21 protein-coding genes are annotated in these 21217 nt (G+C 67.0%); 14 read left to right on the plus strand and 7 right to left on the minus strand.

Annotation, left to right across the window (positions count from 1 at the left end; translation table 11 throughout):
* The first annotated feature begins 220 nt into the window (after positions 1 to 220).
* From L880_RS0102235 to L880_RS0102250, 4 genes are all read left to right on the plus strand, one after another.
* On the plus strand, positions 221 to 1072 hold the full coding sequence (locus tag L880_RS0102235) for an ABC transporter permease subunit (RefSeq protein ID WP_027474276.1): 852 nt from the start codon (positions 221 to 223) through the stop codon (positions 1070 to 1072).
* The gene (locus L880_RS31360) at positions 1069 to 1836 is read left to right on the plus strand and encodes an ABC transporter ATP-binding protein (protein ID WP_051442969.1); all 768 of its coding nucleotides are present in this window, start codon (positions 1069 to 1071) and stop codon (positions 1834 to 1836) included. Before L880_RS0102235 ends, L880_RS31360 begins: the two co-directional genes overlap by 4 nt.
* A gap of 71 nt (positions 1837 to 1907) precedes the next feature.
* Complete coding sequence (locus tag L880_RS0102245; RefSeq protein ID WP_027474277.1) at positions 1908 to 2927, plus strand: NrtA/SsuA/CpmA family ABC transporter substrate-binding protein; 1020 nt, start codon at positions 1908 to 1910, stop codon at positions 2925 to 2927.
* Positions 2928 to 2960: 33 nt separating this feature from the next.
* Positions 2961 to 5258 (plus strand): molybdopterin guanine dinucleotide-containing S/N-oxide reductase, encoded by a 2298-nt coding sequence (locus tag L880_RS0102250; protein WP_027474278.1) that lies wholly within the window; start codon positions 2961 to 2963, stop codon positions 5256 to 5258.
* Positions 5259 to 5263: 5 nt separating this feature from the next.
* On the opposite strand, the gene L880_RS0102255 is transcribed toward L880_RS0102250, so the two are convergent.
* Both L880_RS0102255 and L880_RS0102260 read right to left on the minus strand, forming a co-directional pair.
* A complete protein-coding gene (locus tag L880_RS0102255; protein WP_027474279.1) occupies positions 5264 to 5470 on the minus strand; it encodes a dodecin in 207 nt (68 codons plus the stop codon).
* Positions 5471 to 5639: 169 nt separating this feature from the next.
* Entirely contained in the window at positions 5640 to 5837 is a 198-nt protein-coding gene (locus L880_RS0102260; protein WP_027474280.1) for a hypothetical protein, read from the minus strand.
* A gap of 134 nt (positions 5838 to 5971) precedes the next feature.
* Here L880_RS0102260 and L880_RS0102265 point away from each other — a divergent pair, with 134 nt between their 5' ends.
* Positions 5972 to 6337 carry a response regulator transcription factor gene (locus L880_RS0102265; protein WP_027474281.1) on the plus strand — a complete coding sequence of 122 codons (366 nt, stop codon included), beginning with the start codon at positions 5972 to 5974 and terminating at the stop codon, positions 6335 to 6337.
* A 35-nt stretch (positions 6338 to 6372) separates the two neighbouring features.
* Positions 6373 to 6906 (plus strand): DUF2867 domain-containing protein, encoded by a 534-nt coding sequence (locus L880_RS0102270; protein WP_027474282.1) that lies wholly within the window; start codon positions 6373 to 6375, stop codon positions 6904 to 6906.
* A gap of 9 nt (positions 6907 to 6915) precedes the next feature.
* Here the strand turns inward: L880_RS0102270 and L880_RS0102275 are convergent, their stop codons facing one another.
* The 3 genes from L880_RS0102275 to L880_RS0102285 form a co-directional block, all read right to left on the minus strand.
* The gene (locus tag L880_RS0102275) at positions 6916 to 7911 is read right to left on the minus strand and encodes a catalase family peroxidase (protein ID WP_245614882.1); all 996 of its coding nucleotides are present in this window, start codon (positions 7909 to 7911) and stop codon (positions 6916 to 6918) included.
* A gap of 177 nt (positions 7912 to 8088) precedes the next feature.
* Positions 8089 to 9006: a DUF2145 domain-containing protein gene (locus tag L880_RS0102280; protein ID WP_425389158.1), complete on the minus strand. Its 918-nt coding sequence runs from the start codon at positions 9004 to 9006 to the stop codon at positions 8089 to 8091.
* Positions 9003 to 9518 carry a hypothetical protein gene (locus L880_RS0102285; RefSeq protein WP_043328105.1) on the minus strand — a complete coding sequence of 172 codons (516 nt, stop codon included), beginning with the start codon at positions 9516 to 9518 and terminating at the stop codon, positions 9003 to 9005. Before L880_RS0102285 ends, L880_RS0102280 begins: the two co-directional genes overlap by 4 nt.
* Positions 9519 to 9867: 349 nt before the next feature.
* Here L880_RS0102285 and L880_RS31365 point away from each other — a divergent pair, with 349 nt between their 5' ends.
* From L880_RS31365 to L880_RS0102320, 7 genes are all read left to right on the plus strand, one after another.
* Entirely contained in the window at positions 9868 to 11433 is a 1566-nt protein-coding gene (locus tag L880_RS31365; RefSeq protein ID WP_084460917.1) for an FAD/NAD(P)-binding protein, read from the plus strand.
* A 721-nt stretch (positions 11434 to 12154) separates the two neighbouring features.
* Complete coding sequence (locus tag L880_RS0102295) at positions 12155 to 13414, plus strand: SfnB family sulfur acquisition oxidoreductase (RefSeq protein WP_027474286.1); 1260 nt, start codon at positions 12155 to 12157, stop codon at positions 13412 to 13414.
* 18 nt (positions 13415 to 13432) lie between these two features.
* Positions 13433 to 14875, plus strand: a complete 1443-nt coding sequence (locus L880_RS0102300) for an LLM class flavin-dependent oxidoreductase (protein ID WP_027474287.1) — start codon at positions 13433 to 13435, stop codon at positions 14873 to 14875.
* A gap of 74 nt (positions 14876 to 14949) precedes the next feature.
* A complete protein-coding gene (locus tag L880_RS0102305) occupies positions 14950 to 16314 on the plus strand; it encodes an extracellular solute-binding protein (protein ID WP_043328107.1) in 1365 nt (454 codons plus the stop codon).
* Positions 16290 to 17219: a carbohydrate ABC transporter permease gene (locus L880_RS31370; RefSeq protein ID WP_084460919.1), complete on the plus strand. Its 930-nt coding sequence runs from the start codon at positions 16290 to 16292 to the stop codon at positions 17217 to 17219. Before L880_RS0102305 ends, L880_RS31370 begins: the two co-directional genes overlap by 25 nt.
* Positions 17220 to 17245: 26 nt before the next feature.
* Positions 17246 to 18154 carry a carbohydrate ABC transporter permease gene (locus L880_RS0102315; RefSeq protein WP_084460921.1) on the plus strand — a complete coding sequence of 303 codons (909 nt, stop codon included), beginning with the start codon at positions 17246 to 17248 and terminating at the stop codon, positions 18152 to 18154.
* Positions 18151 to 19260, plus strand: a complete 1110-nt coding sequence (locus L880_RS0102320) for an ABC transporter ATP-binding protein (RefSeq protein ID WP_027474290.1) — start codon at positions 18151 to 18153, stop codon at positions 19258 to 19260. The genes L880_RS0102315 and L880_RS0102320 overlap by 4 nt, the downstream gene beginning before the upstream one ends.
* Positions 19261 to 19284: 24 nt before the next feature.
* Here L880_RS0102320 and L880_RS0102325 read toward each other — a convergent pair whose 3' ends face one another.
* Both L880_RS0102325 and L880_RS0102330 read right to left on the minus strand, forming a co-directional pair.
* Positions 19285 to 19626 carry an HU family DNA-binding protein gene (locus L880_RS0102325; protein WP_483772902.1) on the minus strand — a complete coding sequence of 114 codons (342 nt, stop codon included), beginning with the start codon at positions 19624 to 19626 and terminating at the stop codon, positions 19285 to 19287.
* Positions 19627 to 19629: 3 nt separating this feature from the next.
* The gene (locus L880_RS0102330) at positions 19630 to 20466 is read right to left on the minus strand and encodes a MetQ/NlpA family ABC transporter substrate-binding protein (RefSeq protein WP_084460923.1); all 837 of its coding nucleotides are present in this window, start codon (positions 20464 to 20466) and stop codon (positions 19630 to 19632) included.
* A gap of 239 nt (positions 20467 to 20705) precedes the next feature.
* Between L880_RS0102330 and L880_RS34140 the strand changes: the two genes are divergently transcribed.
* Positions 20706 to 21128, plus strand: a complete 423-nt coding sequence (locus tag L880_RS34140) for a hypothetical protein (protein ID WP_051442971.1) — start codon at positions 20706 to 20708, stop codon at positions 21126 to 21128.
* The last annotated feature ends 89 nt before the right edge of the window (positions 21129 to 21217 follow it).

The following is a 21217-nucleotide window of genomic DNA, read 5'->3' on the forward strand; positions in this document are numbered from 1 at the left end:
GGTCGTGGTGAGTGGGATAACGAGGGCCCGAGTCTAGAAATGAAGTCCGCATTTGCATGCGCCACTTTTGTGCGTGCATATGCGCAAATCGCTTAAGCCGGGGCGGCCCACATGCGCATGGACCAATGAAGGGCATGCGCAAACCTTCTTTGGCCAGCACCGTGGGGGCCGCTAAGGTCGGCCACCTCCGCAATTTCCACCCTTTTCGATTCTGTGCTGCATGGCTGACCTGACTGAAGACCTGAACACGCCCCGGCCCCTGGCCTCGGCACCGGCCCGCCCCCGGGCTTTCGCGGGCGGGGATCGGGGCCTGGCCCTGTTGTCTTGGGCCGTGCCGCTGTTCCTGGTGCTGGTCTGGGAGCTGGCCGCGCGCGTCGGCTGGCTGTCGCCCCAGGTCCTGCCTGCACCCAGCAAGGTGGCGCAGACGGCCTGGGCCCTGATCGGCCAGGGGCGCCTGCTGAGCGACCTCGGGGCCAGCCTGCTGCGCGCCGCAGCGGGCTTTGTGATCGGGGGCTCGCTGGGCTTTGTGCTGGGCACGGTGGTGGGCTTCTCGCGCCTGGCCGAGGCCTTGTTGGACCGCAGCGTGCAGATGGTGCGTGCCATCCCCTTTCTGGCCCTGTTGCCCCTGGTGATCGTCTGGTTTGGCGTGGACGAGGGCGGCAAGGTGTTCCTGGTGGCGCTGGGTGTGCTGTTTCCGATTTACATCAACACGGTGCTGGGCATCCGGCAGGTCGACCCCAAGTTGATCGAGCTGGGCCGGGTCACTGGTCTGAGCCGCTGGACCCTGGTGCGCCGCATCGTGTTGCCGGGGGCCTTGCCCTCGATCCTGGCGGGCGTGCGTTACGCCTTGGCCGTGGCCTGGCTGGCCCTGGTGATTGCCGAGACCCTGGCCACCACCACGGGCATCGGCTACCTGGCCATGGATGCGCGGGAGTTTCTGCGCACCGATGTGATCGTGCTGACCATCGTCATCTATGCCTTGATCGGCGTGGCTTCCGACATGGTGGCCCGCGCCCTGGAGCGTCGTCAACTGGCCTGGCACCCGAATTACGCCGCCCGGAGGTCCGCATGAGCCCCTTGAACACCCCCCCATGGGCAGAAGCCGCGGTGCAGGTGCATGGCCTGGTGCGCCGCTATGGCGAGCGTGTGGTCCTGCATCAGCTCTCGCTGACCATTGCACGCGGTGAGTTCGTGGTGCTGCTGGGCGAGAGTGGTTGCGGCAAGACCACGCTGCTGCGGGCTCTGGCCGGGCTGGATCCGATCGATGCCGGGCGCATCGATGGCCCGAGTCAACCTGCTGTGGTGTTCCAGGAGCCGCGCCTGCTGCCCTGGGACCCGCTGTGGCGCAACGTGTGCCTGGGCCTGGACGACGCACGTGGCCGCCCCTTGGCCGAAGCCGCCCTGGTCGAGGTCGGCCTGCAAGGCCGCAGCGAAGACTGGCCGCGCAACCTGTCGGGGGGGCAGGCCCAGCGCGTGGCTCTGGCCCGCGCCCTGGTGCGCGAGCCGCGCCTGCTGCTGCTCGATGAGCCCTTTGCCGCGCTCGACGCCCTGACCCGCCTGCGCATGCATGGCCTGGTGCGCGAGCTGGTGGAGCGGCATCGCCCCGGCGTGCTGCTGGTGACCCACGATGTGGACGAGGCCATTGCACTGGCCCACCGCGTCCTGGTGATGCGCGACGGCGCGATCGCGGCCGAACATGCCGTGTCGGCCGCTGCCCGTGGTCACCGGGCGCATCCCGAGGCGGTGGACCTGCGCGAACGCCTGCTGGCCGAGCTGGGTGTCGAGACCGAGGCAGTGCCCCAGTCCACCTGGCCACCTGCAGCCCGCGCGGCCTGACACGCCTGCGGCGCAAAGCCTGTTTGATTTTGGATTCACCCACATGGCCGTCTTCCGCGGCCCGAACCACCATGAACACCCCACACTTCGGCGCCCAACGTCGTCAACTCATGCAACACAGCCTGGCCGGCCTGGCTGGCCTGGCGCTGGCGGGCACGGCCGGTGCCCAGACCGCAGCACCAGCCACCGCCCGCAAGCCCAGCCGCAACACCGACACCGTGCGCCTGTGCTGGGGCCATGGCGGCCTGCCCATGATCGCCCGCCTGCGTGGCGAGTTCGAGAAGACCCTGGCGCGCGACGGCATCAAGGTGCAGTGGGTGGGGCCGTTCCCGAACCACGCACCCTCGCTGCAGGCCGTGACCGGGGGCAGTGCCGACTTTGCCTTTGGGGGCAGCACCACGCCGGCCCTGGCCGCCATGCTGGCCGGTTCGCCGCTGGTGTTTGCCCAGTTCGCCGTGGTCGAGCCGCGCAGCACTTCGATCATCGCGCGCGATGGCTCGGGCATTGAGCACGTGCGCGATCTGGTGGGCAAGTCGGTGGCGGTCAACCGCTCAGGCCTGGGCGAGTTTCTGCTGGTGGCCGCGCTCGAAAAGTACGGCATCGAGCGCAGCAAGGTGCGCTTCGTGTACCTCAACCCGCCCGATGCCGGCCCTGCCTTCTCGCAAGGCAAGGTGGACGCCTGGTCGATGTGGAGCCCGGGCGTGGACATTGCCAGGGTGGAGTACAAGGCCCACGACATCTTTGTGGAAGGGCGCGAGCTGGATTTTCTGATCGACTTCAACTCGTACGTGACCTCGCGCAAGTTTGCCGAAGAGAACGCCGACATCGTGCGTGCCGTGAATGCGGCCTATGCGGCCGAAGGCCAGTGGATCAGCGGGCACACGCGCGAGGCCGAGACCCTGTCGCAAAAAGAGTCGGGCTACAGCGATGCCGCGCGCGATGCGCAGATCCGCCTGCAGCGGCGCTGGGAGTTCCACAGCGTGAACGATGAACGCTTTCTGCGCGAGTTCCAGAAGGCGGCCGACTGGCTGGCCGCCCGCAGCGTGCTGCCGCAGAAGGTGCAGGTCAAAGACTACCTGGCCCGACTTTGATGCACCGATGTGCCGCACTGATGTGAAGAACCGATGAGCTACACCTTGACGCACTGGGGCGCCTACCGGCCCCAGCTTCAGGGCGGGCGTCTGGTGGGCCTGCTGCCCACCGAATGGGACGCTGCGCCTTCGCCCATCGGGCAATCGATGCCCGCCGCCCAAGACGCCCCCTACCGGGTGCGCCGCCCCGCCGTGCGGCGCAGCTTTCTCAAGCCCGCCACGCGCCACCGCAGCGGCCACTTGCGGGGCCAGGAGCCCTTTGTGGAGCTGCCCTGGGACGAAGCCCTGGACCTGGTGGCCCAGGAGCTGCAGCGTGTGCGCGAGCAGCACGGCCAGGAGGCCATTTTTGGCGGTAGCTACGGCTGGTCGAGTGCCGGGCGTTTTCACCACGCCCAAAGCCAACTGCACCGTTTTCTCAATGGCTTCGGTGGCTATGTGGCCAGCCAGGACAGCTACAGCCTGGGGGCAGGCCGCGTGCTGATGCCCCACATCGTGAGCCCCATGGATGCGCTGCTGCAAAGCCACACCGCCTGGGAGGTGCTTGAAGAGCACTGCGAGCTGTTCGTGGCCTTTGGCGGCGTGCCGGTGCGCAGCACCCAGGTCAGCCCCGGCGGCGCCAGTGACCACCGCGTGGGCCCGGCCCTGCAGCGCATGGCCGCGGCGGGGCGCACCCGCTTCGTCAACATCAGCCCGGCCCGCGATGATCTGGACGGTGTGCCGCAGGCCGAATGGATCCCCATCCGCCCCGGCACCGACACGGCGCTGATGCTGGCCCTGGCCCATGTGCTGATCAGCGAACAGCGCCATGACAGCGCCTTTCTGGCCCGCCACACGGTGGGCTTCGAGGCGGTGCGCGATTACGTGCTGGGCGTGAGTGATGGGGTGCCCAAGACGCCGCAATGGCAGGCCGGCCTCACCGGTGTGCCGGCCGACACGGCGCTGACCCTGGCGCGGCGCATGGCGGCCAGCCGCACGATGGTCAATTGCACCTACTCGCTGCAGCGCGCCGTGCATGGCGAGCAGCCCTTCTGGATGACGGTCACGCTGGCGGCCCTGCTGGGCCAGATCGGCTTGCCCGGGGGCGGCTTCGGCCTGGGCTACGGCTGCATGAACTACGTGGGCAGCGGCTATGGCAGCTTCTCAGGCGCGCGCCTGCCGCAGGGGCGCAAAGCGGTGAGCCGTTTCATCCCGGTGGCGCGCATCGTGGACATGCTGCTGCAGCCGGGCCAGCCCTTCGAGTACAACGGCCAACACCTGCGTTACCCGGACATCCGTCTGGTGTACTGGGCGGGCGGCAACTTCTTTCACCACCACCAGGACCTGAACCGGGCCCTGGGGGCCTGGCAACGGCCCGAGGCCATCATCACGCATGAACCCTTCTGGACGGCCCAGGCGCTTCGCTCCGATGTGGTGCTGCCCGCGACCACGACCTTGGAGCGCAACGACATCGGCAGTGCGGGCAGCGAGCGCTTCATGATCGCCATGAAGGCCGCCGTGCCCCCGGTGGGCGAGGCGCGCGATGACTACGCCATCTTCAGCGCCCTGGCGCAGCGCCTGGGCTTTGCCGCCGAGTACACCGAGGGCCGCACGGTGGACGACTGGCTGCGCCACCTGTACGAGGCGGCCCGACCGCGTGCCGAGGCCACGGGTGTCGATCTGCCGGCCTTCGATGCCTTCTGGGCCGACGATGTGCTGGAGTTGCCGCGCCCGGCCCAACCCATCGTGATGCTGGCTGAATTCAGGGCCGACCCAGAGCGCCACCCCCTGCCTACCCCATCAGGCCGCATCGAGCTGTTCAGCCAGACCATTGCCGACTTCGGCCTGGCCGATTGCCCGGGCCATGCCACTTGGCTGCCGCAACCCCCCTCCGACTGGCCGCTGCAGCTGTTGTCGCATCAGCCGGCCACCCGCCTGCACAGCCAGTACGACGGCGGTAGCCTGAGCCAGGCCAGCAAAGTGGCCGGCCGCGAGCCCCTGACGCTGAACCGCCAGGACGCGCAGGAGCGCGGCATCGCCGACGGCGATGTGGTTCGGGTGTTCAATGACTTGGGGGCTTTTCTGGCGGGGGCCGTGCTCAGCGACGGCCTTTTGCGCGGCGTGGTGCGCATTGCCACCGGGGCCTGGTTCGACCCACTGGACCCGGCCCGGGCCGGCAGCCTGTGCAAGCACGGCAACCCCAATCTGGTCGCGCCCGATGTGGGCAGTTCACAACTGGCCCAGGGCTGCGCGGCCCAGTCGGCCCGGGTGCAGGTGGAGCGCTGGGTGGGTGAGGCGCCCCCCGTCACGGTGTTCGAGGGGCCGGGTTTCGAGGCCCGGCCTGCACCGGGCTGAAGGTCTCAACCCAGGGTCTGACCGACCTTGATCGTCACCTGCCAGTGGGCCACGGCCCCCTGCACCACCTGGCCACGGGTCTCGACCACCTCGAACCACTTGATGTCGGGGGATTTTTCGGCCGCCTTGGCCAGGGCCTGGCGGATGGCGTCGTCGCTGCTGGTGGGCGACGAGCCGGTGAGTTCGCTGATCTGGTAGACATGGTGACTCATGGCACGGTTTCCTTGTGTTGGCTGGATCATGGAGGCTGGCGTGCTGCCGCACAGCGGTCTGTTGGGCAGCACACCCTGCCGACACCCAGGGGTGTCGGTGGGCCCATGTTGGCGCCGCTGTCGGCATGGCACAACAAAGTAAAACGTCTGAGCCCCCTCGGAAAACGCATCAAAGCCAGAGCATATCGAGCGCCAGCCCGATCAGGCCCACGGCCAGCGCCAGCAGAAAGCCCACGGCCAGCACCTTCAGCCACACCCAGCACAGTGATGCGCCAGGGTGGCTGCTGGCGCCTGGCAGGGGCTGCCAAGAGGGCGTTTCGACTTCGATGTCAGCGTCATCGAAAGGGCGTTCTTTGGGCAAGGGCATGGGTCTTCCAGGAAGTGCCGATACCGTAGCGCGCGGCATCTGACTGCGGCCTGACTTGTCGAGATTTCGCCGGATGTGCTGCTGCGGCTGATAAGCTGATGCCCTTAGATATTCATTTGAGGCAAGGCAGGAGCATGAAAATCCTGATCATCGAAGACAACGCCTCGGTGCGACAACTGATCGTGATGGCGCTTGATTTCATGGATTGCGAGGTGTTCGAGGCTGTGAACGGGCGCAGCGGTCTGGACCAGTACAACGAACACAAGCCTGATGTGGTGCTGCTGGACGTGATGATGCCCGGGGGGCTGGATGGGCTGGAGGTCTGCAAAGCCATCCGCGCCGACACCAGCCACCGCTGCAAGATCCTCATGCTGAGCGCCAAGGCCCAGTTGGTCGACCAGTTCGACGGCCTCATGGCCGGGGCGGACGAGTACATTGCCAAGCCTTTCAGTGTGACCGAGTTGCTGGCCAAGCTGCAGGCGCTCAGCGACATGCCCTGAGCCACAGCCCTCAGTGATTTGCGGCTTCATCCCCCATGCATGCCAGACCCTACGCCTGTGAGCCACCGACCGGCAGCCTGATCAGCCCCTTGCTGCCGGGGGCCTACTTTCACGACGCCAACGCCATCGCCGTGGCGGGCGGCCAGACCACGGCCCTGGACCATTTTCTGCAGGCCCTGCGGCACACCCCACGCTGGGTCGACACGCTGATGGTGCTGCGCAACCGGGTGGTGTCCCTGCTGGGCCTGAAAGACCTGGGCGCCTTGTCGCGGCTGGACCCTGCCAAGCCCGGCTCGGCCTACGCCGTGGGCGAGCGCGTGGGCATCTTCACCCTGATCAAAAACACCCCTGACGAGGTGCTGCTGGGCGACCAGGACAAGCACCTGGACGTGACCCTGTCGGTGCACCGGGCCGCAGACCCGGCGGGGGGGCCCTGCACCGTGACCGTGACCACCGTGGTGCACGTGCACAACCTGCTGGGCAAGATCTACATGCTGCCGGTCACGCCCATGCACCGCATCATCGGGCCGGCCGTGTTGAAGGCCATCGGCAAGCCTGAAGCGGCATGAGCCCCATGCTCAGCGCCCCGTCAGGCGCTTGACGAACGAGGCTGCATAGGCCGGCGAGCGGAACAGCAGCACCGGGTCTTGCGTGGGCGCGATGCCCTCGGCGATGACCAGGGGGTCGAAGTTCAGCTTCTCGCACTCGGCGCCAGCCTGGGGCGTGGCGGCAGTCAAGGTCAGCACGCCGGCTTGCACCTGGCGGCGCTCGCTGGGCCAGTACACCGTGGGGTTGTTCTGTTCGTCGCCGGCCTCGCCCAGCGTCACCACCATGTTCCAGCGCAGAGGGCCGGCCTTCACCCGGCCCAGCAGGTCCTCGTCCAGGAAGCGGGTGGGGGCCGTTTTCAGCGCCTCGTCGCTCCAGCGGCTGACACCGGCCTCGGGCTCAAAGCGCCAGCGCACCAGGGTGGTCTGGTCTTGCGGGCTCACGAACTTGAAGGTGTGCACGCTGTAGAACTCGCTTTGCGCGTAGCTCACGGGCGGGTTGTTGCGGGCCATGAACTCGGCCAGGGGCTTGGCGTCGGGGTGGCTGTCGCGAAAGGCCTGCTGCTTGGCCGGGTCGGGCTTGCCGGTCTGCGGGTCGGGCAGGTTGGCCAGCAGGGCGTCCTGAAAAGTCTGGGGCGTGGCGGCGCTGAACACCGGCACATTGAGCATCGTGAAGTGCTGCAGACCGCCACCCGGCAGGCGGAACTCGATCGCCAGGCCACGCGGCGACTTGGCCGAATCGGGGGTGTTGGGGTTGCCGCCTGCCAGTGAGAAGCGCGCCACCACAGGCACGGGCTGGCCGCTGAACAGCGCCGAGCGCGAGTAGGCCTGCAATGCCGGGGCCCCCAAAAAGCTGCCCGTGGCGCAGATGCCCCGGATGTGGTTGCGCCGGGCGCCCGGCGTGACGCCATTGAGCTTCTCCATCGTGCTCACCACCTCGTCGGCTGTGGGCGCTTCGGCCGATGCCGCCGCGCTGGCCAGCAGGAGGGCCATCAGCAGCGCCGATTTCATGGAGGGTGTTGTCGTCATGGGTGGGTTCCAGAGTGGGTTGCAGGATCCCGGGCCTGCGGGCACCAAACCGGCTGAGCGCCGTGGCGGCGCCACCGCAGTGCCGGGGTGGCTCGCGGTTTATAGCAACTTTGCGCGCGTGGCGTTGGCGCCGGCGCCATGCCCCCAGAGCCCGTTGAGCTCGCAGGGCCAATGGCCTCAGAGCAGCGGCTGCTGGCGATCCGCCTGGCCGGCGTGGCAGGCCTCGTCCACCGGCGTCCAGCCCTCATGCACGAGGGCCTGCTGCCCGTCATGGCACAACTCCAGGCGCTGGCTGCCCGGCCAGCGGGCGCGGGCAAAGGCCTCCAGCGTGGCGGGCACGCTGACCGTCAGGCGCAGGGCAAAGCGGTCGGCTTCGGGGTGATCGTCCAGGTGCACCAGGGGCACAAAGCTCGAGGCGAACATCAGCCAGTGCGAGGGCACCTGCACGGGCTCGGGGGCGTAACCGGCCTGGCGCAGCCACTGCTGGGCCTGGGCGCGCAGATCGGGGCCGCGCGGCAGGGCGCCCCAGGCCAGGGCCATCAGCTCCAGCACCCACTGGTTGCAGTTCTGGTAGCGCAGGCCCCAGGCATAGGCGTTGGCGCTGTAGCGGCTGGCCAGCAGTTGCAGGGCGGCGGGGGTGTCGAGGGCCGCCGCGCGCAGTGCCTGGGCGGCGGCTGGCGGCAGGCGCACGATGGACAGGTAGCCCAGCTGCGGTCGTTCCGAGCCCATCACAAAGCCGGCCAGGCCCTGGTCGTAAAGGCGCGGGGCCTGTTCGTCACAGGCGTAGTACAGCTGGCGCACGCGCCACACCCCGGTCTCGCGGTCACGCAGTGCCACCCCTGCATGGGAGTAGCGCAGCCCGAACTCAGACAGGTCCAGGCCCGAGCGGCTGATCAGCACCGTGTCTTCGCCGCTGGCGTCCAGCTCGGCGCGCAGCACCCCGGCAAAGCGCAGCAGGGTGTCTTGCTCGCCTGCGCTCAAGGTGGGGCTGCGCTCGCACAACGGTGAAGATGCCAGCCCTGCGGCCTGGGCCGTGACCAGCCCGCAGGCCAGCACCAGACCCGCGAGCAGGGCGTGCAGCGCCCGTGGCCTCACAGGCCGATGACGCGGCGCGCGGCCAGGTCGTCGTGCCAGTCGTCGGCCAACACCAGAAAGAAGGCTTTCCGGGTTTCGGGCCGGCTGAACTCGATGCCGTACACGCGGCGTTCGGCATGCACCGTGCCGCCGGTGTCCAGGCCTTGCGTTTGCACGACGTCGGCTGGCAGGTCCAACATCAGCAGGCCCGCATCGGCGGCGGCCGTCGCCTGACCCTCCGGCATGGCCGCCTGCCATTGCAGCGTGAGGCGAAGCTTGCCCGGGCGTTCCGGCACCGGGGCCAGTGCCAGGATACGGTAGTCGCCATTGGCCACCTGGCGGCCATCGCGCGAGCTGTCGGCCGAGCTGTTGCTCGAGCCATGCAGCGAGTCCGACACGCTGCCGCTGGCCGACGACCCGGCGCTGGAGGCCGAAGAGGCCAGGCTGTCGGCCTGGGCAGGCCAGGTGGCGCACACCGATGCCAGGAGCAAGGTGGCCGGGAGGAGTCGCAGGAGGGGCTGTTTGAACGTCATGCTGGGGCTGGATGGTGGGGCAGGATGTTGGGGCTGGGGCCTCGCGCCCTCCAGGCATGGGGCCGGCAAGGCGGGTCGGCCCGATTATCCATCGGCCTCGGCCCGCTCTACCGTCGATCAGGGCGGTCTGAGCGGCAGCGAGCCCCAGGGCCTGGGCGGGTGGGGCTTTGCTGCTGACATCCACATATGCATAGACGTTTGTTTGATTTGTGGCGGGGCGGGTCGCGCCCTAATCTGAACCGTGCATCCAAGGCCTTGAGCACGCTGGCGTTGCGCCAGCAAAGGCTTCGGATGGGCTTGCACCTTGTCGTGCATTTCAGAACTCTGTCGACCACTGCAGGCAAGACCGATGCCCTCCCAGACCTCGTTGAACACAGCCCGGCTCCATGACCCGGTTTCTCATGCATTGACGCCCCATGTGCTGATCGTGGGCGGCGGTCTGGCCGGAACCGCCGTGGCATTGCGCCTGCTGCGCGACAGCTCCGCACCCCTTCTCATCAGCATCGTGGAGTCCCGTGCCCAGGTCGGGCCTGGTGTGGCCTACAGCACAGAATCAGCGGCTCATCTTGTCAACGGGCTGGCGCCATTTTTCAGCCTGTATGAGGACGATCCAGACCATTTCAGCCGCTGGCTCGCCGAACATGCCAAAGCCTTCGGCTGGGCGGTGCCTGTTGGCAGCAGCACCGACAGCAGCATGCCGCCGCGTCAGCTCTATGGCCGCTACATCGAGGCCACCCTGCAAGAGGCCCAGCAAAGTGCCCGGCCCGGCGTCACCTTGACGCATGTGCGGGGCCGTGTCATCGATCTGGCGCCCCAGGGCGGGCACTTCCTGATCGAACTGGACGATCAGCGCACCTTGCGTGCCGATCTGGTGGTGCTGGCCACCGGGGTGTTCGCTCGCCGGGCCGATCGGCTGCCCTTCAAGGTTGACCCACAGGTGCTGGCCTCGCCGCGTTATGTGTCAGATCTGTATTCTGCTGCCGCCTGGCAAGGGGTATCGCACGACGAGACGGTGGTGCTGTTGGGCAGCGGCCTCAGTGCGCTCGACAGCCTGATCTCCGCGGAACAGGCGGGCTTCACAGGCCGGTACCTGGCCCTCTCGCGGCGGGGTCAGCGCTTGCAGCCGCGCCGCGCCTTGCCCCCCTGGCCCGATTTTCTGCATTGGCAGCCCACCACGCTGTCGTTGCGCGATGTGTTGCGCCAGGTTCGTCTGCAACGCCGCCTGATCGCCCAGCAGGGTGAAGACTGGCAGCGACTGGTGCCCACGCTGCGGCAGTCGGTCGCCCCGCTGTGGGCGGCGGCCTCATTGCGCGACCGGCGGCGCTTCGTCAACCGGGTGCGCGTCTATTGGGATGTGGCCCTGCACCGCACTGCGCCTGAGGCGCTGGCCTGGCAGGAGCGGGTTCAGCAGCAGGGGCGTTACCAGCACCTCGGCGCCACGGTCGAGGGGGTGCGCCTGGGGGGCGACGGGCGACTGCTGGTCAGTTGGCGCGACCGGGCCAGCGGTGAACAGCACGCGCTCCAGGCCGACCGGTTGGTGAATTGCCTGGGATTTGAATACGACTGGACGCAGATCGACGACCCCTTGATCCAGAACCTGCTGCGCAAACGCCTGGTCTTGCCGGACCCGCTGGGCTTCGGTATCCAGGCGCAACGTTCGGATTGCGGTGTGCTGGGGGCCGATGCCCAGCCCCAGCCTGGGCTTTACGCGATCGGCCACCCCTTGCGCGGTTTGTTCTGGGAGTCCAACTCGATCCCTGAGCAGGTGCCCCAGGCGGGGCTGGTGGCCCGGGGCATTCTGCGGTCACTGTCGGCGCAAGCCTTGGCCTCTGAACTCGATCACGACCGTGCTGCGGTGCCTCAGTCGGTCACTGCGGTGTGGGCCCCGAAGCGCGCCGAACTGCTCAGGGCCTGAGCGCGGGTGCCCGCCTGGCGGGCTTCAAGCGCCTGCAGCCTTTGGGTGGCCCGCATTCAGAGCCCTCCCAGTCCCAGTTCGAAGGCCCGAGGGGCGTGACCGGTCTGCCCATTGAGATCCGGTGGCCACGGCAACTTGTCCCTCAGCTTTGCTGATGGACGGGGTGTGGCGCCCCTGTGAGGCGCTGCGTGTGCCGGCGCCGGCCCATCCCCGCGATTTGCCAGCCCAATGCCCTGGATGGCTGCACGCTGATCAGCAAATTGCTCATTTTTTGATGGCCATTCTGTTGATTTTTAATGCCAGAGTTTTGTGCATATTCATAGTTGAAATCCGATGTCGCGCCTCGGGTTTCTTCTCTTATTCTTCCAATCAATGCGGCGCCGATTAAACCGGAATCATGATTTTGTGAAGGTGCTTGGGTTAATCTGGTGCGATATTTTTGATGGCCATGTCATGTGGTCGGATGGTTCTTCTGCCCAGTGATGTAAAGCTTCAGGAGCGCTCATGCGTCGGATTCAAGCTGTTTTTTGTTGTTGAGTGATATTGGGCACCTGACGATATTGGAAGGTTGCCTTTATTTGAGTGCCTATAGTCTGTTGATCGCGTTTCATTGAAGCTGCGAATTGTTTATTGCTGCGTGCCTATTGTTTTCCATGTTGGATTTCTTTGATTAACTTGAATGGCAGATATTGCTGCCGCTGACCTTGAAAGGACCCTTCAAATGACAGTCGCCACCCTTGAAAAACCGACTCCGGTGCGTGTGAACTCGAGCGAACCGCTCACCCCGCGCCCGCGTCCGCAGCAACCCGCCCATGTGATCCGTGACGATGCCGAAGCCATCGCTGTGGCGCACCGCCTGGCCGCTGAGTTCCGCAAGGATTCGGCCCTGCGTGACCGCGAGGGCTTTCTGCCCCTGGCCGAGCTGGACGCCTATTCGCAAAGCGGCTTGTGGGGCATCACGGTGCCCAAGGCCTATGGCGGTGCCGAGGTCTCGTATGCCACCCTGGCCCAGGTGATCCGCATCCTGGCCGAGGGCGACTCCAGCCTGGCCCAGATCACCCAGAACCACCTGGCCCTGGTGTCGCACATCGATCTGGACGCAACCGAGGCGCAAAAGAAAGAGCTGTTCGCGCTGGTCCTCGGCGGCATCCGCTTCGGCAATGCCTTCTCTGAAAAGAACAGCAAGACCGTGGCCGCCTTCGAGACCACCTTCAAGATCGAGGGTGACACCGCCGTGGTCAACGGCGAGAAGTTCTACACCACCGGTGCCTTGCTGGCGCACATCGTGCCCATCGTCGCGGTCAGCCCTGAAGGGCAGGGCTTCCTGGCCTTTGCCGAGCGCGATGCGCCGGGCCTGACGGTGATCAACGACTGGTCCAGCTTTGGCCAGCGCACCACGGCCTCGGGCTCGATCAAGATCGAGAACGTGCGCGTGCCCGTGAGCCGTCTGGTGCCTGTGGCCGCGTTTGACCGGCCCACTGCGGCAGGCGCCATCTCGCAGATCATCCAGGCCGCCATCGACGGGGGCATTGCCGCCGCCGCCATCAACGAGACCATCCGCTTTGTGCGTGAGCAGTCGCGCCCCTGGATCGACAGCGGCAAGGAGCGTGCCTCTGAGGATCCCTTCACCATCAGCGCCATCGGCGACCTGACGCTGCGCCTGCACGCGGCCGAAGCCCTGCTGGAGCGTGCCGGCCACGCCATCGACCGGGCCCTGAAGGACCCGAGCGAAGACGTGGTCAACGCGGCCACCCTGGCCACGGCCGAGGCCAAGGTGCTGACCACGGAGGTCGCCATTGCCGCCACCAACAAGCTGTTCGAGCTGGCCGGCACCCGCTCCACCCTGGCCGTGCACAACCTGGACCGCCACTGGCGCAATGCCCGTGCGCACACCCTGCACGACCCGGTGCGCTGGAAGTACTTCCACCTGGGCAACTTCGCGCTCAACGGCGTGCACGCGCCACGCCACGCCTGGAACTGAAACCGGAGCACACCGCACATGGCCAAGACCATCCGCTTCAACGCGTTCGAGATGAACTGCGTGGGGCACCAATCGCCGGGCCTGTGGGCCCATCCCCGGGACCGATCCTGGCAGTACAAGGATCTGGACTACTGGCAGGACCTGGCGCGGGTGCTCGAAAAAGGCATCTTTGACGGCATCTTCATCGCCGATGTGATCGGCTACTACGATGTCTACAAAGGCAGCAACTACCACGCGCTGCAACAGGCGGCCCAGATCCCGGTGAACGACCCGCTGCAACTGGCCGCGCCGATCGCCCTGGCCACCGAGCACCTGGGCATCGGCATCACGGCTTCGACCTCGTTCGAGCACCCCTACACCTTTGCCCGCCGCCTCAGCACGGCCGATCACCACACCAAGGGGCGGGTCGGCTGGAACATCGTCACCTCGTACCTGGAGAGTGGGGCCAAGAACATCGGCCAGGGCGGGCTGCGCCGCCACGACAACCGGTACGACGTGGCCAAGGAATACCTGGAGGTGCTCTATAAGCTCTTCGAGGGCAGCTGGGAAGACGACGCCGTGGTGCGGGATCGCGAGCGCCGCATCTTCACCGTGCCCGAAAAAGTGCATGAGATCGGCCACAAAGGCACCTACTTCGAGGTGCCCGGCTACCACCTGTGCGAGCCCTCGCCGCAGCGCACGCCGGTGCTGTACCAGGCCGGTGCCTCCGGGGCCGGCAAGGCCTTTGCGGCCGAGCATGCCGAGTGCGTGTTCGTGGCCGCGCCCACCCAGTCGGTGCTGAAGAACTATGTCGACGATGTGCGCCGCCAGGCCGCTCTGGCCGGCCGCGACCCGCGCAAGGTGCTGATCTACAACCTGGTGACGGTGATCGTCGACGAAACCGATGCCAAGGCACAGGCCAAGTTCGAAGAGTACAAGCGCTACAGCTCGTACGACGGCGCGCTGGTGTTCCTGTCGGGCTGGAGCGGCATCGATTTCGGACAGTACGCGCCCACCGAACTGGTGCGCCGTGTCGAGACCAATGCCATCCAGTCGGTGGTGGAACACCTGGCCGGCGGCGACAAGGCCTGGACCATCGAAGAACTGGCCACCTGGGGCGGCGTCGGCGGCCTGGGCCCGGTGTTTGTGGGCTCGCCCACCACCGTGGCCGACATCCTGCAGCAATGGGCGGAGCACACCGATGTGGACGGCTTCAACCTGGCCTACGCCGTGGCCCACGAGACCTTCGCCGACGTGGTGCAGCACCTGGTGCCCGAGCTGCAAAAGCGCGGTGTCTACCCCAAGGCCTACCAGCCCGGCACCCTGCGCCAGAAGCTGTTTGGCGACGGCGACCGCCTGCCGGCCGAGCACCCGGGCGCGCAGTACCGCGACATCGAGGCGGTGAAGCGGCGCGAAGCCCAGGCGGGTGCGTCATCCACCCATGAACAGCCTTCGGCCGAGGTGGCCGCGGCCGCCGTTTGAACACGCCTGCCAACCAGTCCATCCAGCGCGGGCCCAGGCCCGCCGCCCATCTTTCCAGGATCACAGGGATTCCCATGAGCCAGTTCGATTTTCTTTCTTTGCAGCGCCGCCGTTTTCTCACCGGCGCCTCTGCGCTGGGCGCGGCCGGCCTGTTGGCCGCCTGCGGCAAGGAGCCGGCCCCGGCACCGGCTGCGCCGCCTGCCGCTGAAGCGCCGGCCGGGGGTGGCAAGAAGTACGCAGGGCAGTCGCTGAACCTGCTGTTCAATCAGCCCCATGTGGTGGCCGGCAAGTTGCTGGCCCAGCAGTACGAGGCCCTGACCGGGGCCAAGATCACCGTCACGCCGGTGCCCTATGACCAGCTGCATTCGCAGGCCACGCTCGATGTGCAGTCGGGCGCGCACCAGTTCGATGTGATCGATTATTTCTACCACACGCTCGGTGCCCTGGTGGCCGACAACGTGGTGGTGGATGTGACCGACTGGATCGAGCGCGACAAGGCCGAGATCGAGCCGGACGATTTTCTGCCCTCTCTGTACGACAACTACACCTTGCGCAACCAGCGTCGCTGGGGTCTGCCTTACGACGGCGACAGCCATGTGCTGTTCTACAACACCGAGATCTTTGCCCGCCACAACCTGAGCGCCCCCAAGACCTGGGACGACTACTACAACGCAGCCAAGTTGATCACCCAGAAGGAATCGGCCAACGGCATCTACGGCGCGGTGGTCGAGGGCTTCAAGATCCCGGTGATCGTGGGCTCCTCGTATGCCAACCGGCTGGCGGGCTTCGGGGGCAGTTTCTTCACGCCCGATGGCCGCCCGGCCCTGACCTCGCCCGAGGCGGTGGCCGCCGCCGAGGAACTGGCCCGCATCGTGCCCTGGGCCTTGCCCACCCCGGCGGAGACGGCTTTCGAGCATGCGCTGCCGGCTTTTCTGTCGGGCAAGGCGGCGATGATCGACTTCTGGACCGACCTGGGGGTGACGGCGCAGAACCCCGAATCCTCCAAGATCGTTGACAAGTGGGACCTGGTGCAGTTGCCGGTGGGGGGCAACAACAAGACCCCGCGCGCGGCGCTGAACGCCGGCTTTGGCCTGGCGATCACCACCGGCACCCAGAAGAAGGAACTGGCCTGGGCCTTCATCAAGTGGGCCACCAGCAAATCGATCGCGTTGCAGCAAGACGTGTTGCCCGGCAGTGGCATCGACCCGAACCGCACCTCGGTGCTGAATTCGCCCGAGTACGGCAAGGCGGCTCCGCACCTGCAAAAAGAGGTGCAGGCGGCCATCGGCAACGCCCTGGCCTGGCCGTTGCAGCCGCAAAGCCCCAAGCTGCTGGATGCCCTGACCGAAGAGCTGGCGTTGATCGTGTCGGGCAAGAAGAAGCCCAAGGCGGCTCTGGCCTCGGCCCAAGCCGCATGGGAACAGATCCTCAAGGCCTGAGCGTGGCCGACGCTTCCAACGCACCGCTCGGCCCGGCGCGCCCCTGGGCGGCCTGGTCCATGCTCGGGCCCGCGGCCCTGGGCCTGGCCGTGGTGGCGGGGCTGCCGCTGATCTACACGCTGGCGCTGGCGCTGAGCCAGTCCACCCTGGGGCGGCCGCTGGCGGCCTGGGCCGGGCTGGCGCAGTTTCAGCACCTGCTGCGTGACAGCGTGTTCTTTGAGACGCTGCTGCGCACCGGGCTGTACGCCGTGCCCTCCAGCCTGATCCAGCTGGCGCTGGGCTTGGGGCTTGCCCTGTTGCTGCAGGGCGTGCGCCAGGGCCGCTGGTTGAGCAGCCTGATCCTGCTGCCGCTGATGACCCCGCCCGTGCTGGTGGGCGTGGCCTGGAAGCTGCTGCTGGCCCCGGCAGGCGGCTTGTTCAATGGCTGGTTGTTGCACCTGGGCGTGCTGGACGCCCCGCTGTCGGTGCTGGGCTCGGACACCTGGGCCCTGCCGGCCGTGGTGCTGGCCGATACCTGGCAGTGGCTGCCCTTTGTGGTCATCCTGTGCCTGGCCGCGCTGCAGACCCTGCCGTCCGACGTGCACGAGGCCGCGCGCCTGGAGGGTGCCAGCGAGCTCAATGTGTTCGTGCACATCAGCCTGCCGCAGCTGGCCCCCTCGCTGCTGGGCATCTTCCTGCTGCGTGAGGTCATGGCCTTGAAGACCTTTGACGTGGTGTACATCCTCACGGCCGGTGGGCCGGGGCGCTCCACCACCCTGGCCAGCTACGAGATCTGGAAGACCGGCCTGCACAACTTCGACATCGGCCTGGCGGCCGCGCAAACCCTGCTGTTCAGCCTGTTCGTCGGCCTGGTGACCTGGCCGGTGCTGAAGGCGCTGCAGTGGGTGGAACGGCACACGGGCTGAGCTGCCGCCCTGAGGAGATCCCACCCATGAATGTTGCCACCTTGCTCAGGCGCGCCCCGGCAGTGCCCCTTCCTGCGGACGGGGCGGCCCGGGTCGCGGCCTGGCCGCTTTCACCCCGCCTGTTGCTGCGCCGCCTGGCCTTGGGGCTGACGCTGCTGTTCCTGGTGTTGCCGGTGGCCTTTTTGCTGGCCACCTCGTTCAAGAGCCGCGATGAGGTCTTGTCGGGCTACTTCTTCCCGCTGGCCCCCACCTGGCTGAACTGGCGCACCCTGCTGTCGGTGGCACCCCTGCACCTGAACCTGCTGAACTCTTTGCTGGTGGCGCTGCTGGCCTTGTTCATCACCCTGGCCATCGCAGTGCCGGCGGTGTATGCGGTGGTCAAGCTGCGCCATGGCCAACGGCTGGCGGGTTGGCTGCTGTCGAGCTACCTCAGCCCACCGGTGGTGGCCTTGCTGCCCTTGTTCTTCGTGTGGCGCCAGGCCGGCCTGACCAACAGCCATCTCGGCCTGGCCCTGGTGGACGGGCTGAGCAATGTGCCGGTGGCCTTCTGGTTGCTGCGCGGCTTTTTCAAGCAGGTGCCGCTGGCCCTGGACGAAGCCGCCTGGCTGGAGGGCGTGGGGCCCTGGAAGACGCTGTGGCGCGTCAACCTGCCCCTGATCTGGCCCGGGCTGACGGCCACGGCCATCATCTGCCTGATCCTCAGCTACAACGAATTCCTGTTTGCCTCCGTGCTCAACAGCCGCCCCGATCTGCGCACCATCACCGTGGCCATCTCGCTGTTCGAGGGCGAGCGCGTGGTGAACTTCGGCCAGATGGCCGCCGCCTCGCTGCTGGGCATTGCGCCGGTCTATGCGCTGGCACTGTGGTTTCAGAAGCACCTCATCGGCGGCCTGGGGGCCGCTGCCACCCTTGAACACTCCCGCCGTCAACCATGACCCAGATCCAGATCTCGGGGCTGAGCAAAGCCTATGGCCCGCAACCCGTGTTGCATGACATCGACCTCACCATCGAGCCCGGTGAATTCGTGGCCCTGGTCGGGCCCTCGGGTTGCGGCAAATCGACCCTGCTGCGCTCGATTGCCGGGCTGGAGCAGACCGATCGCGGCAGCATCCACTTCGGCACCCGCGAGGTGACCCACCTGCCGGCCCAGGCGCGCGAGGTGGCCATGGTGTTCCAGAGCTATGCGCTGTACCCGCACATGACTGTCTACGACAACCTGGCCTTCGGCCCGCGCCAGCGCAAGGAGCCCGAAGCCCAGGTGCGCCAGCGCATCGACAAGGCGGCCCGAACCCTGCACCTGGGGGACTACCTCAAGCGCTATCCCCGGCAGTTGTCAGGTGGCCAGCGCCAGCGCGTGGCCATGGGCCGTGCCCTGGTGCGCGAGCCACGGGCCTTTCTGTTCGACGAGCCCCTGTCCAACCTCGATGCACAGCTGCGGGTGCAGATGCGTGCCGAGATCCGACTGCTGCAGCGCGAGTTTGGGACCACCACCGTGTACGTCACGCACGACCAGGAAGAAGCCATGACCATGGCCGATCGCGTGGTGGTGCTGCGGGGGGGGCGCATTGAACAGGTGGGCGCTCCTTTGACCTTGTACGACACCCCTGCCAACGAGTTCGTGGCCCGCTTTGTGGGCTCGCCCCCCATGAACCTGCTGCGCGCCCGGCTGCAGCGAGGCCGCCTGCAATTGGGGCCCGAGCTGCATGTGCCGCTGCCTGCCAGTGCGCCCAGCCTTGGCGATGAAGGGCGCTGGCTGAACCTGGGGGTGCGGCCGGAACACTTCACCCTGGCGACTGAGGCGGCCGATGCTGCCCTGCCCAGCCTGCCCTTGCGGGTGCAAGGCATCGACCACCTGGGCTCGCAGACCGAGCTGCACGGCCAGGTGCTGGGGGCCCATGACGAGCACCGCATCCTGGCCCGGCTGCCCGGGCGCTTGAGTGTGGCGGTGGGCGACGTGGTGCCGCTGAGCTGGGCACCGAGGCTTCAGCACCTGTTTGATCTGGACAGCGGAGTGGCCCTCTCGGTGCAGCGGGCTGCATGATGGATGTCGCCTCGGAGCGACCTGTCACAGCCGGTGCTGTTGGCGGACCGGATTCACGGCGGCCTTGAACTTCACCCCGGGCACAAAGCGGGGCAGGGTGGTGGCGGGCACCTTCAGCGCCACCCCGGTGACCGGGTTGCGCGCAGAGCGAGGCGCCCTTTGCACGGCCTTGAAGGTGCCGAACCCCACCAGTTGAACCGCCTCCCCCTGCTGGACAGTGCTTTGAATGGTGTCGAGCAAGGTGTCCAGGACCGCATTCACGGCCTTTTTGGACAGAGCGTGTTCACGCGCCAGGATGTCGATGAGTTCGCTGCGGTTCATGGTGTCGGTGGGGGCAAAGGGTTGAACAGGCGGGTGTGGGGCCAAGGCTCACCACGGGAAGTCGATCAGCTCGCCGTACAGCTTGCGCAGGATCTGCTTGACCTCGGGCGACTGCTGGTAGATGGCGATGAACTTCAGCAGGCGCGGATCGTTTTCATGCTCGGGCGTGGTCACCCAGCGGATGGCGTAGCGCTTGACGTTGTCGGGCACGGTGTTGTCAAAAGCCAGGCCTTGTTTCTCGTCGACACCGGCGTGCTTGGCGAAGGTGGTGTAGGTGACGACGGCCGTCACATCCTCGAACACCCGTGCCGACTGGGCACCTTCGATGGCCACGATCTTGAGCTTCTTCGGGTTGTCGGTGATGTCGGCCTGGGTGGCCAGGTGGTTGGCGCCGGGCTTCTGCTTGAGCAGGCCGATGGATTCGAGCAGCAGCAATGAGCGCGCCTGGTTCACCGGGTCGGACAACACGGCAATCGTGGCGCCCTCCGGGATCGCGTCGCCTTTCTTGAGCTTCTTGGAGAACAGACCGATGGTGGTCGAGTAGCCATAGGCAATCGGCTTCAGCCGTGTGCCCCGGCTCTGATTGAAGCGCTCCAGAAATGGGTCGTGCTGAAAGAAGTTGGCATCGATCGAGCCTTCGGCCAGGGCCGTGTTCGGCAAGACCCAGTCGGCGAACTCGATGAGCTGCACGTTCAGGCCCTGGGCCTTGGCCAGCTCGATGGCTTTTTCAGTGGCCTGGTTGGCCACCGAGGGGATGGCTCCGATGCGCAGCACCGGCGTCGTCTGGGCCTGGATGGCCAGGGCGGTGAGCGAGAGCACGCCTGCTGCGAGCAGGCCGAAGAGGCGACGGGAGACGGCAGGGCCGAAGGCTTGACTGGAGACCATGTTGGAGATCGGATGTGGGTGGGTAGACCGCCATGATCGGGTGGCTGGCCCCCGTGGGTGAAGCAGTCAATACGGCTATGGATATGCGCTCTTCTCATGTCGGGGGCCGCGCCCTGGCCTCGGGTCCGTCCCCCAGCGCACAGACCCTTACTCAGTCCCTGTCCAGGATGGAAGGTCGGCAGCAGGCGAGCCCGCTCAGCCCTGTGCCGACCCCTTCGTCTTTCCACTGGAGCTTTGTCATGTCCCTCTCTCCCTTCCCGTCATGGCTCTCCCGCCTTGCCCTGGCGCTGCCCCTGGCCTGCACCCTGGGCTCGGCCCTGGCCTTGCCCCCCACCGAGGCCCAGGACCGTGAACGGCGTTACCGCAGCGAGCGCCAAAGCTGCCTCGATGGCAGCAGCCACCAGGACCGGGCCACCTGCCTGAAAGAGGCGAACGCCGCCCACGCCCAGCCCGTGCCAGCCCCCACCCGCAGCGCGGACGCGGCGCGCTACCGCCACAACCAGGTGCGGCGTTGCCAGGCCTTGCCCGAGCGCGACCACGCCCGTGAAGACTGCCTGTCGCGCATGAACGAGCCCAGCGCCGCCCATGGCTCGGTGGAGTCAGGGGGCATCTTGCGTGAGTGGCGTCGCGCGGAAGAAGCGCCGCTCGCACCAGCGCGCTGAGACGATCTGAGTGCGCTGCAGATCTGGGTGCCATGTCGCACAGACCGCCCTGGCCCACGGCTCAAGAATCTGTACCTGAGCGCAATGTC

This window comes from Curvibacter gracilis ATCC BAA-807 (assembly GCF_000518645.1).
GTDB classification, from domain to species: Bacteria; Pseudomonadota; Gammaproteobacteria; order Burkholderiales; family Burkholderiaceae_C; genus Curvibacter; species Curvibacter gracilis.